Annotated in this window: 19 protein-coding genes; 7 read left to right on the forward strand and 12 right to left on the reverse strand. The window is 51.5% G+C overall.

The genetic code is table 11. From position 1 onward, the window contains the following. Positions 1-22 precede the first annotated feature (22 nt). The gene (locus KNP03_RS04770) at positions 23-541 is read right to left on the reverse strand and encodes a dihydrofolate reductase family protein (RefSeq protein ID WP_214825931.1); all 519 of its coding nucleotides are present in this window, start codon (positions 539-541) and stop codon (positions 23-25) included. Positions 542-616: 75 nt separating this feature from the next. Between KNP03_RS04770 and KNP03_RS04775 the strand changes: the two genes are divergently transcribed. Beyond that, a complete protein-coding gene (locus KNP03_RS04775; protein ID WP_214825939.1) occupies positions 617-1,507 on the forward strand; it encodes a helix-turn-helix transcriptional regulator in 891 nt (296 codons plus the stop codon). Between the two features lie 29 nt (positions 1,508-1,536). Here KNP03_RS04775 and KNP03_RS04780 read toward each other — a convergent pair whose 3' ends face one another. Beyond that, positions 1,537-1,953 carry an Lrp/AsnC family transcriptional regulator gene (locus KNP03_RS04780; RefSeq protein ID WP_214825941.1) on the reverse strand — a complete coding sequence of 139 codons (417 nt, stop codon included), beginning with the start codon at positions 1,951-1,953 and terminating at the stop codon, positions 1,537-1,539. 118 nt (positions 1,954-2,071) lie between these two features. Between KNP03_RS04780 and KNP03_RS04785 the strand changes: the two genes are divergently transcribed. Then, positions 2,072-2,833 carry an MBL fold metallo-hydrolase gene (locus KNP03_RS04785; RefSeq protein ID WP_214825944.1) on the forward strand — a complete coding sequence of 254 codons (762 nt, stop codon included), beginning with the start codon at positions 2,072-2,074 and terminating at the stop codon, positions 2,831-2,833. A gap of 38 nt (positions 2,834-2,871) precedes the next feature. On the opposite strand, the gene KNP03_RS04790 is transcribed toward KNP03_RS04785, so the two are convergent. The 5 genes from KNP03_RS04790 to KNP03_RS04810 all read right to left on the reverse strand — a co-directional run bounded on the left by KNP03_RS04790 (position 2,872) and on the right by KNP03_RS04810 (position 5,361). After that, entirely contained in the window at positions 2,872-3,354 is a 483-nt protein-coding gene (locus KNP03_RS04790; protein WP_214825946.1) for a DMT family transporter, read from the reverse strand. 16 nt (positions 3,355-3,370) lie between these two features. After that, entirely contained in the window at positions 3,371-3,799 is a 429-nt protein-coding gene (locus KNP03_RS04795) for a DMT family transporter (protein ID WP_214744477.1), read from the reverse strand. A 76-nt stretch (positions 3,800-3,875) separates the two neighbouring features. After that, on the reverse strand, positions 3,876-4,193 hold the full coding sequence (locus KNP03_RS04800; RefSeq protein WP_214825948.1) for an ArsR/SmtB family transcription factor: 318 nt from the start codon (positions 4,191-4,193) through the stop codon (positions 3,876-3,878). Between the two features lie 95 nt (positions 4,194-4,288). Further along, positions 4,289-4,711, reverse strand: a complete 423-nt coding sequence (locus KNP03_RS04805; protein ID WP_276313794.1) for a cytidine deaminase — start codon at positions 4,709-4,711, stop codon at positions 4,289-4,291. 95 nt (positions 4,712-4,806) lie between these two features. Next, positions 4,807-5,361, reverse strand: a complete 555-nt coding sequence (locus tag KNP03_RS04810) for a TetR/AcrR family transcriptional regulator (RefSeq protein WP_214825950.1) — start codon at positions 5,359-5,361, stop codon at positions 4,807-4,809. Positions 5,362-5,499: 138 nt separating this feature from the next. On the opposite strand from KNP03_RS04810, the gene KNP03_RS04815 reads away from it, so the two are divergent. Further along, the gene (locus KNP03_RS04815; RefSeq protein ID WP_214825952.1) at positions 5,500-6,249 is read left to right on the forward strand and encodes an SDR family oxidoreductase; all 750 of its coding nucleotides are present in this window, start codon (positions 5,500-5,502) and stop codon (positions 6,247-6,249) included. Positions 6,250-6,321: 72 nt separating this feature from the next. Here the strand turns inward: KNP03_RS04815 and KNP03_RS04820 are convergent, their stop codons facing one another. From KNP03_RS04820 to KNP03_RS04840, 5 genes are all read right to left on the reverse strand, one after another. Beyond that, entirely contained in the window at positions 6,322-7,155 is an 834-nt protein-coding gene (locus KNP03_RS04820; RefSeq protein ID WP_214825954.1) for an ABC transporter ATP-binding protein, read from the reverse strand. Beyond that, positions 7,156-8,187 carry a FecCD family ABC transporter permease gene (locus tag KNP03_RS04825; RefSeq protein ID WP_214825956.1) on the reverse strand — a complete coding sequence of 344 codons (1,032 nt, stop codon included), beginning with the start codon at positions 8,185-8,187 and terminating at the stop codon, positions 7,156-7,158. Continuing rightward, positions 8,184-9,191, reverse strand: coding sequence for a FecCD family ABC transporter permease (locus KNP03_RS04830; RefSeq protein ID WP_214825958.1), 1,008 nt, complete (start codon positions 9,189-9,191; stop codon positions 8,184-8,186). The genes KNP03_RS04825 and KNP03_RS04830 overlap by 4 nt, the downstream gene beginning before the upstream one ends. A gap of 8 nt (positions 9,192-9,199) precedes the next feature. Next, positions 9,200-10,237, reverse strand: coding sequence for an iron-siderophore ABC transporter substrate-binding protein (locus tag KNP03_RS04835; protein WP_214825960.1), 1,038 nt, complete (start codon positions 10,235-10,237; stop codon positions 9,200-9,202). 134 nt (positions 10,238-10,371) lie between these two features. Beyond that, positions 10,372-10,962 (reverse strand): FMN-binding negative transcriptional regulator, encoded by a 591-nt coding sequence (locus KNP03_RS04840; protein WP_214825962.1) that lies wholly within the window; start codon positions 10,960-10,962, stop codon positions 10,372-10,374. Positions 10,963-11,044: 82 nt separating this feature from the next. On the opposite strand from KNP03_RS04840, the gene KNP03_RS04845 reads away from it, so the two are divergent. The 4 genes from KNP03_RS04845 to KNP03_RS04860 are packed head-to-tail and all read left to right on the forward strand — an operon-like array spanning position 11,045 to position 13,243. Then, positions 11,045-11,731 carry a haloacid dehalogenase type II gene (locus tag KNP03_RS04845; protein WP_214825971.1) on the forward strand — a complete coding sequence of 229 codons (687 nt, stop codon included), beginning with the start codon at positions 11,045-11,047 and terminating at the stop codon, positions 11,729-11,731. Positions 11,732-11,790: 59 nt separating this feature from the next. Beyond that, positions 11,791-12,126 carry a DUF2200 domain-containing protein gene (locus tag KNP03_RS04850; RefSeq protein WP_240544480.1) on the forward strand — a complete coding sequence of 112 codons (336 nt, stop codon included), beginning with the start codon at positions 11,791-11,793 and terminating at the stop codon, positions 12,124-12,126. Then, positions 12,126-12,554: a DUF1801 domain-containing protein gene (locus tag KNP03_RS04855; protein ID WP_214825973.1), complete on the forward strand. Its 429-nt coding sequence runs from the start codon at positions 12,126-12,128 to the stop codon at positions 12,552-12,554. The genes KNP03_RS04850 and KNP03_RS04855 overlap by 1 nt, the downstream gene beginning before the upstream one ends. Before the next feature lie 47 nt (positions 12,555-12,601). Beyond that, positions 12,602-13,243 (forward strand): TVP38/TMEM64 family protein, encoded by a 642-nt coding sequence (locus KNP03_RS04860; protein ID WP_214825975.1) that lies wholly within the window; start codon positions 12,602-12,604, stop codon positions 13,241-13,243. Positions 13,244-13,384 lie beyond the last annotated feature (141 nt).

The raw sequence follows: 13,384 nt of genomic DNA on the forward strand, positions 1-13,384 counted from the left end.
CCCATAGGGTTCGGCTTTTTTTTCATCTCTCGTACGTCATCATGACGAACTGTCCAGACGTTCGCTGACCCATCAGCTTCAGCTTCGTCTCTTTCGTGCCTTCCGGGAAAAGCGGGATCCCTTCGCCGAGCACGACCGGGGCGATGGCGATCTCGTAGCGGTCAATCAACCCTTGTTCCATTGCGGACTGGATTACTTCTCCGCCCCCGACGAGCCAGATATCCTGTTCGACCTCTTCTTTCAAACGCTCCATGAGTTGCTCGATCGGTTCATCCGTGAACGTGACGTACTCGGCTTCCCGATTCGAGTTCCGTGTCAGGATGTAATTCGGGATGTCCGGGTACGGATACTGCTCAGGTGACAGTTGCAGCACTTCCTCGTAGGTTTTCCGTCCCATGACGACGGCACCGACCGTCTTGAAAAACTCGGCGTATCCGTTGTCCCCTTCCCCATCTACTTCAAACAACCAGTCGAGCTGGTCGTTCGACCGGGCGATTTTCCCATCGAGACTCATCGCAATGTATAATACGACATTCGGCATCATGTGTTCCTCCTTGATTCGTGATACCTTCAGCTTAACGACTAAATACGACAAAAGATGACGGGAATGATGAGTATGAAAAAAAGACATCTACAACTGATTCGACTACTCAATCGCGGACGACGTTTCACCGCTGAAGAACTGGCTCAAGAGACAGGCGCCTCTATCCGGACGATTCAGCGGGATATGCTGTCGCTCGAGGGACTTGGTTATCCGATCTGGAGTGTGCCCGGGATCGGTGGTGGCTATGAGATGCTACCGAACCGGTTGTTGCCACCGCTCCACCTCCGCGAACAAGAAGCAGTCGCCCTATACCTCACGCTCAAATGGATGGAACAAATCTCGGACGTGCCATTTGGTGATGTAAGAAATACGCTGTCCGATTGGTACGTGAACGAGCTACCGCAAGACTTGGAGACGAAGATTCATCGATTGGAACGAAACATCCTATGGCTCGGGAACAAACAGATTCCAAAGGCTCCGTTCACGAAAGACATCTATCAGGCGGTCGAACGTCGAAACAAGGTAGAGATGACGTATCGAACGACGAACGGATCACGTACGTTCACCGTCGCTCCGGTCGGCATGGCACTCCTCGATTTAAAATGGTACGTCTTCGGGCTCTCCGAACTCGGATTCCGGCAATACCGAATCGATCGAGTGAAGGCGGTTCGTCTTCTAGAGGAGACTTTTGAATCGGAGGATTTGCTGACCTTAATCCAGGCAAATGATGAACGGGGCGGTGTGACCGTTCAACTCGAACTAACCCCACTCGGTCGTCGTTTGCTTGAAGATGTATTACCCGATATCGATGAGTTAAATGAGTGGGCGGTACCCGAAGAAGAACTGCCGTTTTTGTCGAGGCAGTTGTTGAAAGCAGGGGCTGAAGTGGAGGTCAAATCGCCAAGTAAGTTGCGAGAAATGATGAAGGGGCATGCGGAGCGTTTAAGGAATATGTACATTTAACAAACACCCAGTGAATCCAATCCAACGATTCACTGGGTGTTTTGGTCAATGACGAGTGATAGTTTGTAGTTCACGTATTTGCTGAGTCCATCTAAAAAAGCATTCAGTTCTTGATTCGTCGGGAAGCGACACTCGAGTAGATAGCAGCCATCCCCGCTCACCTTGTAGTTATGTCGCACGTATTGCCGATGCTCTTTAAGAAAGAGAAGGTACGGATCATGAAATGTACTTGTCGTGTAAATCGTAATCATCGCATGAATCGGCAGACCGATTCGTTCTTCATTGATTCGAATCGTGTACCCTTCGATGATTCCAAGGTCTTCTAACTTTTTAACCCGTGTGGCTGTTGCTTGCCCCGTCAAGTGAACAAGTTCTCCTAATTCCTTCATCGTCATCCGACTATTTTGTTGCAAGGCTTCAATGATGCGGCGATCTGTTGCGTCCATGTGTTCACTCCTTTCATCATTCAAGTAAATCGATAAAAAGACTTGAATGAAGTGATGTTTTACAAAACGGGTACGTTCTACACTACATATATACTACATGGAAAAAGGAGAATCACCTATGAACATTCAATTAATCCGAAATGCGACACTCCGCCTTGAATATGCTGGAAAGACGTTTCTCATCGATCCGTTTCTTGCGAAGAAAGGCACATATCCACCTTTCCCAAACTCGGCACGTCAAGATGAGCACAACCCACTCGTTGAATTGCCGATTTCGATTGAAAATCTTCTACATGGAATTGACGCCGTCATCTTGACTCATCTTCATCTCGACCACTATGACGAAGTCGCAAAAGAAGCACTTTCAAAAGAGCTTCCGATTTTCGTTCAAAACGAGGCAGACCAGAACACGATTCAACAGGATGGATTCAAAGACGTTCGCGTGCTGACTGAATCGACCGAATTCGAAGATGTTCATCTCTCCAAAACGGTCGGTGAGCATGGTCGAGGCGACATCTTATCGTTGACTGGTGAAGTGTGCGGTGTCGTCTTTACACATAAAACTGAAAAAACGTTATACGTTGCTGGGGATACAGTTTGGTATGATGGTGTCGCTGAAACCATTCAATCGCATCGCCCAGAGGTGATCGTCGTCAATGCGGGAGACAATCAATTCTTAGAAGGTGGCTCGCTCGTCATGAATGAAGTGGACGTACGTCATGTAGCAGAAGCTGCCCCGGAAGCTAGCATCATTGCGGTCCATATGGAGGCAGTGAACCACTGGAACTTGTCACGGACTGACTTACGCTCTTATGCACAAGAACATGAATTTGCCAACCAACTATTTGTTCCTGAAGACGGTGAATCAATCAGTCTATAACAGAAGTCTCCTGGAAGATGACCTTCCAGGAGACTTTATTATGAGGCAATCGATTTGGAAGTAGGCCCTTCTTTCGCTTGTTTTACGTTCCCTACATACAATAACCGCAATGCGACAATCATCAAAATCAACGCAATCAACCGTTTCGTGTCGAATGGAATCACAGCACCTTCGAACCATCCGAAATGGTCAATTACCATTCCCATCGACAGTTGACCGATGATAGCGGCTAGATTTGCTGCGATGACACCGATTTTTGGTACTGCTAAAATCGTCAAAAATAAATAACCTACCCCGAGCCACACGGCACTAAGTTGCCAAATCGGAGCGTCTAAAATGCTTAAAATCTTCCCGCTGCCAAAGAACAAAACGAGTAAGAACAACATCATGGCTCCCGTAATGAATGTTAAAAATGCACTTTCTAATGTACCGGCTTTACGGCTGAACGCGCCGTTCACAGAAGATTGAGCACTGAGGAGCGCGCCTCCAAGAACGGTGACGAGCAATAATAAGATAGACATGTTTGCAACCTCCCGATTAATAGATTAAGAATAACGATACGATCATCAGTGCGACCGCAATGATTTTTTCTTTTCGTACTGTCACTTTCGGACTTCCAAGCCAACCGTTGTGTTCGATTACCATCGACATGATCAATTGACCGACGACGACACTACTCATTGCCATACCGACTCCAATCAACGGAATCCCGACGACAAGAATCGTGAGATAAATCAATCCAAGTAGTCCACCTGTCAACTGCCACTTCGGCGCTTCTTTCGTATACGACAATTTGCCTTTACCGAAGAATAATAACGCCACACCTAAAATAATCGTACCGACGGCAAAGTTGTATAGACTACTTTCAAGTTTTCCAATCGTTTCTCCTAAACTCGCATACATCGCTCCTTCAAGGCTGAGCGCCACACCCGCTAAAAAAGCGAGGACATAAAAGATTGATTTCATACTGCCTTCCTCCATTTCCATACACTGCTTATATCTACATTTCGAGAAAAGTCGAAATTAAAAGCGTGGAAAAGAGTCAAAGATCTTCTCCGATATACCGAGACAGTTCTTGGAGCACTTCTTCATTTCTTCGATAGTACGTCCACTGCCCGTGTCGCTCAGACTCTAACAAGCCAACGCTTTGCATCATTTTTAAATAATGTGAGACCGTCGATGGGGATAACGTAGTCTTTTCCTGGATATCCCCAACGCATACGCCTCCTTTCTCGCTCATATTTTTCGTAAGATGCGCTGTCGGTTTGTCGAAGTGACGCATCGGTTCTTTCAACCAATGCAACATTTCGAGCCTCGTCTCATTTCCCAACACTTTAAATAGTTCCACAGCATTTTTCATACGCTCATGTTATTCGATAATTCTCGAAATGTCAAAAGGAATGGCTTTCATCAATCCAACTAAAAAAATCCCTCAGAAGTCTGAGGGATCGATACTTACATATCCAAATCTGTGAACGCGAGCGGGACGAGCTCCCCGAGCGTCACTTCTTTCACATCGGCGTTGCCGTTTGTGAGGAGTACTTTAAAGTCAGGACCTCCGAACTCAACCATGACCTGGCGGCAGATACTGCAAGGTGGCAAGAAGTCTTCCGTATCCCCAGACACGGCAACCGCTTCGAAGTCACCTTTTTTGTATCCTTGCGCGACGGCTGTGAAAATGGCTGTACGCTCTGCACAGTTTGTTGCTCCGAACGAGACGTTTTCGACGTTGACGCCATCGATGACCGTGCCGTCCTTCATGAGAAGTGCCGCTCCGACGCGGAACTTCGAATATGGTGAATACGCATTGTCCTTTAATTGGCGTGCGCGCTCGACTAATTGTTGTTGGTTCATGGAATCATGTCCTCTCTGATTCATAATGAACTGCTGCCAGTTCCCGTGCCTCGATTTTGGGCAGGATTTTTAGCATACACCTAGCCTATGGAGAAGTCAACGGCTTTTCTGGAACGCTTTCACGATTGTCGCAAAATCTTCACCAATTGCTCATTGAGCAGTGCCGGCTCCTTTTGAAAGCCTTGCTCCGCCCACCAGATGATCATGCCGACAATCGCATTCGCCTGGTACGAACAAAACAACTCGTGATCGATTTCCTCCACTTGATGGGCGGCCGTGTCACGGAGGAGCAGTTTTCGAATTTCTTCGAACAATAAGTAGTAATAGGCGAGCGGAACCTGCTTTGAGAACACGATTCGATAAAAGTCAACATACGTCTTGACGTGGTGGAAGATGCGAACCGTCGACGGTTCGAGCTCGCGCGGATTCAGGAACTTCACGTGGCGATAGGGTTCCTCATAGGAAGTAGCCAGGTCGGCCGTGATTTCTTGAAAATATTCCTCGAACACATCCTCGACCCGGTCGTAATGTAAATAGAACGTCCCCCGATTGACGTTCGCGACGCGACAGAGCTCTGAGATCGTCATCTGATCGATCGAACGATGCGTCAATAACTCGACGAGTGCCGTGTGGAGCGCTTGTTTCGTCTTCTGGACACGCAAGTCCGGTTTCATTTTTTTTCACTCCTTTCAACACTTCTTAGGAGAACTGTTGATTACTGAACACATCTCGTTTTATTGATGATTGTAAGCGTTTTCTAAAGACTATTATAATAGTTATTGAACACTTGTTCAATAAAAGGAGGAGTTTACATGCGGTTATCAGGAAAAGTGGCGATTGTTACCGGGGCGGCATCCGGGATGGGGAAAGCAATCGCAGAGCTGTATGCGAAAGAAGGCGCAAAGGTCGTCGTTTCGGACATGAACCTCGAAGGGGCCCAGGCGGTCGCCGAAGGCATATCAGGTGAAGCGGTCGCCATCCAGACGGATGTGACATCAGAAGAGGCACTCCAGCATTTGTTCGATGAGACGGTGAAAACGTATGGTCAGGTGGACATCCTCGTCAATAACGCCGGAATCATGGACGGGATGGAGCCGGTCGGCGAAATCTCTAATGAACGGTGGGACAAAGTGTTCGCCGTCAACACGGTCTCTGTCATGAAGGCGATGCGAATCGCCGTCGATCTATTCACAACGCAAGGGCACGGCGTGATCGTCAATAACATTTCAGCCGGCGGCTTATACGGGGCACGAGCCGGCGCAGCTTATACGGCATCGAAGCACGCCGTCGTCGGATTGACGAAAAACACAGCCTTTATGTACGCCGACCAAAATATTCGCTGTAACGGGATCGCACCCGGCGCAGTCGCAACCAATATCGGTTCGACGATGACCGATATTAGCCAAGTCGGCATCGGACGTCAACAGCTCGGGATGGCCCTCAATCCACGTGTGGGACAACCGGAAGAGATTGCCCAGCTTGCCTTGTTCCTCGGTTCGGATGAGTCCAGCTTCGTCAACGGACAGGTCGTGGCGATCGATGGTGGTTGGACCGCTTATTGATTTCTTCATATAAAACAAAGGAGTATGGTCCGCCTAGTCGAACCACACTCCTTTTTTCATTGAACCGATCCGCTACACCCACTCGAGCTTTGTCGCCAGCTCATCCTCATCTTCCCGGACATGATGGCGCCCGATCGGCACGACCGACGGGGACCCTGACACCGGGTCCACCATGATCGAACAGCGCAGGTTGAACACCTGATGGATCAAGTCAGATGTGACGATGTCCGCCGGCTTCCCTTCCGCGACAAGTCGCCCTTGTTTGAGCGCGAACAGGTAATCCGCATATCGGGCCGACAAGTTGATGTCGTGCAGGACCATGACGATCGTCGTACCGAACTTTCGATTCAGGTCGGTCAATAAATCCAGGATTTCCACCTGATACGTGATGTCGAGAAACGTCGTCGGTTCATCCAGAAATAGAATGTCGGTCTGTTGCGCGAGCGCCATCGCAATCCAGACACGCTGCCGCTGCCCACCCGAGAGCTCGTCAATCGGACGGTCGGCGAATTCGGTAATGTTCATCATCTCCATCGCTTCGGCGACCGCCTCGTAATCGTCTTGCGACCACCCTTTCATGAAAGACTGGTACGGGTATCGCCCCCGTCCGACAAGATCGGAGACCGTGATCCCCTCCGGGACGATCGGAGACTGCGGCAACATGCCAAGGACACGGGCCAATCGCTTCGGTGCCATTTTCGTGATCGGTTTGTTATTCAGCGTCACGTGCCCGGACGTCGGATGGATGAGACGGGCCATCGTCTTCAATAAGGTCGATTTCCCACACCCGTTCGCTCCGATGATGATGCTAATTTGGTGACTCGGGATCTCGAGACTGATGTCGTTTAAAATCATCTGCTCCCCGTACCCTGAAGTCACGTGTTCCACTTTCATGATCCCCGGCATTTACAAATCTCCTTTCCGGTTCATGCGTATCAATAAATACAATAGATAAGGCGCCCCGATGATTCCGGTGATGACTCCGGCCGGATACCGTGCCGTGAAGGCGAACTGACCGATCAAATCGGCCGCGAGCACGATCAGCATGCCGACGAACACCGCCGGAATGATGGAGGAATGACCGGGACCGGCGAGTCGTTTCGCAATCGGACCTGCCAGGAAAGCGATGAAGGCGATCGGTCCGGTCGTCGCTGTCGCAAGGGCAAGCATGAGGACAGACGCAAGAAGCAAGACGATGCGGGTCTGATTCGTATTGATTCCGAGACTCGTCGCCGTCATCTCGCCAAGTTCGAGCATCTCAAGTTGACGTGAATACACGAGCAAGACCGGAAGCCCAATCCCGACGGTCACCATAAGCGGGGGCAGTTCATCCAGCTTCACCCCGTTCAAACTTCCGGTGAGCCATCGCATCGCCATCGCGACGTCCTGTTGCCTGCTGATGAGGAGCAGATAGTTGATGACCGCCGACAGCATCGCCTGAATGCCGATGCCGACCAGGACGAGACGACCGATCGAGAAGGACGCACCCTTGGACAACAGATAAATGACGAGTACCGTCAGCAGTCCCCCGACGACGGACGCGATCGAGATGACCGCCTCGCTCGCCTGTAAGACGACGATACTGAACACAGCCGCCGCACTCGAACCGGTCGTGATGCCGATGACGTTCGGGTTGGCGAGCGGATTACGGAGCATCGTCTGAAAGACCGTTCCGGCGGCGCCGAACGCGGCCCCGGCGAACAAACCGGCCAAAAGGCGCGGCAAACGGAGCACACCGACCGCAAATCTCGCTCCCGGCACTTCTTCACCGAGAAGGACACGGACGACGTCAGCGAATGGGTAGACCGTGTTTCCAAGCATGATCATCACAACACTCAAGGAGAGCGTCAGTCCTGCAAGCAGTACTGTCACGAAAGTGAATCGGTGATGTCGACGCACCCTGCCTTGTCTGATTTGATCGATGGTTTGTTGCATCATTCTCGTCCTTTCACATGCATCGTCAAGAAAATCAACGTCGGTGCCCCGACGAACGCCGTGACGATCCCGACTTCAAGCTCCCCCGGACTGCCAATCCATCGTCCGATGACGTCGGAGAAAGTTAAGATGACGGCCCCGGCCATCGCCGACATCGGGATCAGGATTCGTTCATCCGGTCCGATCACGAGACGGATCACGTGCGGGGCCAAAAGCCCGATGAACCCGATCGGTCCGGCAAGCGCTGTCGCCGCCCCGCAGAGGACGACACCTGCCATTGAAGCCAGAAGCTTCACGAGACCGGTTCGAACGCCGAGACTTCTTGCCATCTCCTCCCCGAGCGCCAGCGCGTTCAAAGAGGGCGCCACGATCAACGCCGTCAACAGCCCGAACGCGAGAAGCGGGAAGAATGTCCAAATCGAGTCGATATTCCCCGCCCCGACGCTCCCGACCTGCCAAAATCGAAACCGGTCCATGACGTTCGAACGGGGGATCATGAGCGCCATGACGAGTGAGGACAACGCAGCGCTCGTCGCCGCACCTGCCAGGACCAGCTTGAGCGGTGTCGCCCCCCCCCTTCCGAGCGACCCGATCCCAAACACGAAACTCGCCGTCACAAGCGCTCCGATGAGTGCGAACCAAATCGTCGCAGTCCCCGACGTGAGATTGAAAAAGGCGAGCCCGATGACGACCGCGAGCGCCGCACCTGTATTGACGCCAAGGATGCTCGGGTCGGCAATCGGATTCCGTGTGACCGACTGCATGAGCGCGCCAGCCACACCGAGCGCCGCCCCGCACATCAGGCTGAAAATCGTGCGGACGATGCGTTGCCGGACGACGTCCGCCTCATAGGACTGAACGGCCGGACGAAACAAACCGTCCAACAGTTCATGCCACCCGATGGTCCGGGAACCAAAGGCAAGGGAAGCAAAAATGCAGGCGACGAGCAGAATGAGCGCTCCGGTCAAGAGGATGGGCAAATGCTTCGGTCCATGCATCGCTTTCATGTTTGACGTCACTCTCCGATTTTCGCGAGGGCGTCCGATACACGTGATACATACGCATCAATCGTGTATTCAATCGAAAGCGGGGATGGGGTCCCGGCAGCCGCGAGCGGTGTGTTGTTCTCGATCAAGACGACCGATCCGCGCTCGATGGCCGGTACTTTACTGTACAACGGGTCTGCCTGCAACGCCTTGAGCGTCTCCTCATTCCCATACGTGACGAATAGGTCGACGTCATTTAACAGGTCCGCGTTCTCTTTGCTTAGCTCCAAGTAAAAGCTGTTCGCTTTTTCAGCCTCATCGAGAATGTTTTGTGGATATTCCATACCGAGCTCTTCGATGAAGGCGCCGCGTGGGTCTCCCGTAGTATAAATATAAAACTTCGACAGATCGTCTTCACTCAACGAGACGAATGCCGCCTTCTTCCCTTTCATCTCGGGCACAGACGCCGCCTTGTCCCGAATCAGTTGTTCCGTGTCCTCGATGAGCTGTTCGCCTTCCTCTGCCATACCCATCGCCATCGAATCATAGCGAACCGTGTCCTGCCATGACGATACCCATGGCGTTTCTTGATAAGCGACGACCGGTGCGATCTGACTCAACGTATCGTAGTCTTCTTGCGTGATACCGGAGTAGGCGGCCAGGATGACGTCCGGATTTGAGTCGGCAATCGCCTCAAAGTCGAGACCGTCCGTATCCTGATAGATATTCGGGTTTTCTTCCCCGAGAGCCTGTAATTTCTCAGCCGTCCAAGGCAGCATGCCGCTGCCGTCCTGGACACCGTAGTTCGCGGCCGAGAATCCGACCGGCACGACGTCCAGTGCAAGTGCGACGTCCTGGTTCGACCAGGCGATGGTGGCGACACGCTCCGGTTTTTCTTCGATGACCGTCTCACCGAACGCGTGCTGGATGGTAATCGGATAGCCTTCTGCCTTGTTCTCATCTTCTGTGGTAGACCCAATGTCGTCCGAGCCGCACCCTGCCAGGATGAGCGTCAAAAGTGACGTAAAAATTAATGTATGTAGCGCTTTCTTAAAAGGTTGTTTCATGCCTCATTCCTCTTTTCTTTTTTTGATATTGATAATCATTATCAATTAAGAGTATAGACATCGACTTCTGCCCTGTCAATATGTCAAAGAGGCGTCCAAACAAAAAAATCCGCCTTGAACAAGACGGATTTCGTTCATCTTCTCTGCTTACGCATGACGTCCGCAATCGGCTTTCCTTCTTTTTCGAGCTCCGAGACGATTCGTTCATGATCCGCATCGTTTCGGTTTTGACTCAGTTTGAACGTCGCTTGAATATCCTCAATCTCAATCCGGAAACCGACGATCCCTTTCATCTGTCGCTGCACCGACTCGGACAAGTTTTCCCAAACAATCGCCTGTTCCCGGTCCCCTTCATGCTCCCGGAGCATCCCGGCCAAATCAGCAATCAGTTCGTCTTCCGAGAACAATGTCGCCTTCCCGTATAGATGAACGGCTTGATAGTTCCACGTCGACACGTCCTCATGGCCATACCAGGAAGCCGATACGTAGGCGTCGTGCCCTTGTAAGATGACCAGAACGTCCTGTCCTTCGATCGTCTTCCATTGCGGGTTGGCTTTTGAGACGTGTGTCGTCATGTGGCGCGTCTCTTCATGAAATCGGAGCGGTACGTGTGTCGCAATCGGTTTGCCACCGTCGTGTGTGACGACGATGCCGAACGGATGGGCTTTGATAAACGCGATGATGTCCTCTTGTTCCTGCACGGAATAGCGATTTTGGATATACATGATGAACCCCCTTTTCTTTACTCCATTATATTCCTGAAAGACGGGTATAACGAGAGAGAATAGGATGTAAGGAGGAATTTTGATGAAACCGACGATCAAGGCGTTCGTGTTCGACGTGTATGGCACGTTATTTGATGTGCATTCCGTGAAAGATGCTTGCGATGAAGCGTTTCCCGGTAAAGGTGAGGACATCAGCCGCGTCTGGCGCACGAAGCAGCTCGAATACTTCTTTTGGCGACACATCATGGGCCGGTACGAGAATTTTGACGTGGTGACCCGCGATGCCCTCCGTTATGCACTCGCCGTTCATGACGTGAACTCGAATAAAACGATGGAAGAACGTCTGATTGAAACGTACGCGCATTTGAATCCATACGACGAAGTCGAATCGGTGCTTCAAAAGCTAACCGATCATCAGACCGTCGTCCTTTCAAACGGTACAGACGAGATGCTCACGACATTGATTCAAAACGCCCGGTTCACATCGTACTTTGACGACATCGTCAGCATCGATCGGATCAAACAGGCGAAACCGTCCCCTGCTTCCTATATGCACTGGTTCAAGTCGTCCGGACTCCGACGCGACGAAGTGCTGTTTTTGTCGTCAAACGGATGGGACATCGCCGGAGCGAAAAACTTCGGTTTTCATGCCGCCTGGATCAACCGGAATCACTTGCCGTTCGAACAGTTTGATGTGGAGCCGGATGCTGTCTATGATGATTTGTCCGGAATTTTGGAATGGGTCTCCCCATCTTCCGACAAAATATGAGACACTCAATCTATCACGATGGAAACGAGGGGATTGAAGTGGCACATCGTATTTATACTATGCCGTTTGCACGCGTCTATCCGAGCTATGTCGCGAAAGCCGAGCGAAAAGGACGGACGAAGGATGAGGTCGATACGATCATCCGCTGGTTGACCGGATATGACCAGACCGCACTCGATCGCCAAATCGAGGCGAATGTGGATGTTGAAACGTTTTTCCACGACGCACCGGTGATGAATGATGACCGCTCTCTGATCAAAGGCGTCGTCTGCGGTGTCCGCGTCGAAGAAGTGGAAGAGCCGCTCATGCGGGAGATCCGGTATTTAGACAAGCTGATCGATGAACTGGCCAAAGGAAAAGCCATGACCAAGATTTTGAGAGGGAGTGAGATGTGATGGATTACACGACTTTGGTCGATGCGGAACGACTCGATTCCTTTACACACCTGATTGACGTGATCGACGAGCATTTACCGGAAGGGTTCGAGAAAACGACCGACGGCCATGGGGTTCATTACGTCGTCCCGCTCTCGATTTATCCTCCCGGCTATCATGTGACCCCGGGGAAGCCTTTACCGTTCATCAGTGTGATTGCCCAAAAGCGGCACATCGGACTCTATCATATGGGGATTTATTCGAATCCGGAACTGCTCCGTTGGTTCGAGCAACAGTACGCCGAGCGCGTCCCGACGAAGCTCGACATGGGGAAAAGCTGTATCCGGTTCAACAACGTCAAACGAATCCCGTTCGACCTGGTCGGGGAACTCGTCGAACAGATGACGCCCGCGCAATGGATTGACGTGTACGCAGGAAGCCGAGGCTAGAACAGCCTCGGTTTTTTCACAGCCGATTGGAGAAAGGAGGGACAAGGATGCCACGCTGGCTCAAAATCAGCTTGTTTTTGACCGGATTCGGTGTGATCTTCTACATCACCCATTTTCATTATGATCTACGTCCGGCCGATATCCGGGATCTCGTCTTATCGTTCGGCTGGTGGGGTCCGCTCTTGTTCATCCTCCTGTACGCCATCGGACCGGTCGCGTTCCTTCCGACATCGGTCCTCTCGCTCGGGGCCGGACTCGCGTTCGGCGTCTGGCCCGGTGTCCTCTACATCCTCATCGGTGCAACGGCCGCGGCGACGACCGGTTACGTAATGGGGCGTTTGTTCGGGCGCTCCGTCCTGAACGTCGAACGCTATCCCTGGTCAGAAAAGATGTTCAGTCAAATGGAGGAGCGCGGATTCTGGTATGTCTTTATTTTGCGGCTCATCCCGATCGTCAGCTTTGACTTACTGAGCTATGCGGGCGGAATCGCCAAGGTTCGTTTTCGCGCCTTTCTAATTGCGACGTTTTTCGGCATGATTCCCGGGACGTTTGCCTATAGCTTCCTTGGGGCGAGTCTCGCCTCAGGCAGCATGAAAACGTTCCTGATCGCAGTCTCCGTCTTCGTCAGTCTGCTCGTCATCACGTACTTGTTCCGCGAGCCGGTCAAACGCTGGCTCGGACTTAAATAAGCATCCAAAAACACCCATTCGCTCGCACAACCACCCGGGAAGCCGCCGCTTCCTTTTCTTTTTGCGCCAATGTGCAAAATCGGTAAACAATCGGGACGTTTGTCCGATAATAACATAGCTACCCCACACACTATGACCAGA

This window comes from Exiguobacterium algae (assembly GCF_018617875.1).
In the GTDB taxonomy this organism is placed as follows: Bacteria; Bacillota; Bacilli; order Exiguobacteriales; family Exiguobacteriaceae; genus Exiguobacterium; species Exiguobacterium algae.

Excerpts from the sequence above, each read along its gene's own strand:
- KNP03_RS04770 (WP_214825931.1), bottom strand. The coding sequence starts at position 541 with ATGCCGAATGTCGTATTATACATTGCGATGAGTCTCGATGGGAAAATC.
- KNP03_RS04775 (WP_214825939.1), top strand. The coding sequence starts at position 617 with ATGAAAAAAAGACATCTACAACTGATTCGACTACTCAATCGCGGACGA.
- KNP03_RS04780 (WP_214825941.1), bottom strand. The coding sequence starts at position 1,953 with ATGGACGCAACAGATCGCCGCATCATTGAAGCCTTGCAACAAAATAGT.
- KNP03_RS04785 (WP_214825944.1), top strand. The coding sequence starts at position 2,072 with ATGAACATTCAATTAATCCGAAATGCGACACTCCGCCTTGAATATGCT.
- KNP03_RS04790 (WP_214825946.1), bottom strand. The coding sequence starts at position 3,354 with ATGTCTATCTTATTATTGCTCGTCACCGTTCTTGGAGGCGCGCTCCTC.
- KNP03_RS04795 (WP_214744477.1), bottom strand. The coding sequence starts at position 3,799 with ATGAAATCAATCTTTTATGTCCTCGCTTTTTTAGCGGGTGTGGCGCTC.
- KNP03_RS04800 (WP_214825948.1), bottom strand. The coding sequence starts at position 4,193 with ATGAAAAATGCTGTGGAACTATTTAAAGTGTTGGGAAATGAGACGAGG.
- KNP03_RS04805 (WP_276313794.1), bottom strand. The coding sequence starts at position 4,711 with ATGAATCAGAGAGGACATGATTCCATGAACCAACAACAATTAGTCGAG.
- KNP03_RS04810 (WP_214825950.1), bottom strand. The coding sequence starts at position 5,361 with ATGAAACCGGACTTGCGTGTCCAGAAGACGAAACAAGCGCTCCACACG.
- KNP03_RS04815 (WP_214825952.1), top strand. The coding sequence starts at position 5,500 with ATGCGGTTATCAGGAAAAGTGGCGATTGTTACCGGGGCGGCATCCGGG.
- KNP03_RS04820 (WP_214825954.1), bottom strand. The coding sequence starts at position 7,155 with ATGCCGGGGATCATGAAAGTGGAACACGTGACTTCAGGGTACGGGGAG.
- KNP03_RS04825 (WP_214825956.1), bottom strand. The coding sequence starts at position 8,187 with ATGATGCAACAAACCATCGATCAAATCAGACAAGGCAGGGTGCGTCGA.
- KNP03_RS04830 (WP_214825958.1), bottom strand. The coding sequence starts at position 9,191 with ATGAAAGCGATGCATGGACCGAAGCATTTGCCCATCCTCTTGACCGGA.
- KNP03_RS04835 (WP_214825960.1), bottom strand. The coding sequence starts at position 10,237 with ATGAAACAACCTTTTAAGAAAGCGCTACATACATTAATTTTTACGTCA.
- KNP03_RS04840 (WP_214825962.1), bottom strand. The coding sequence starts at position 10,962 with ATGTATATCCAAAATCGCTATTCCGTGCAGGAACAAGAGGACATCATC.
- KNP03_RS04845 (WP_214825971.1), top strand. The coding sequence starts at position 11,045 with ATGAAACCGACGATCAAGGCGTTCGTGTTCGACGTGTATGGCACGTTA.
- KNP03_RS04850 (WP_240544480.1), top strand. The coding sequence starts at position 11,791 with ATGCCGTTTGCACGCGTCTATCCGAGCTATGTCGCGAAAGCCGAGCGA.
- KNP03_RS04855 (WP_214825973.1), top strand. The coding sequence starts at position 12,126 with ATGGATTACACGACTTTGGTCGATGCGGAACGACTCGATTCCTTTACA.
- KNP03_RS04860 (WP_214825975.1), top strand. The coding sequence starts at position 12,602 with ATGCCACGCTGGCTCAAAATCAGCTTGTTTTTGACCGGATTCGGTGTG.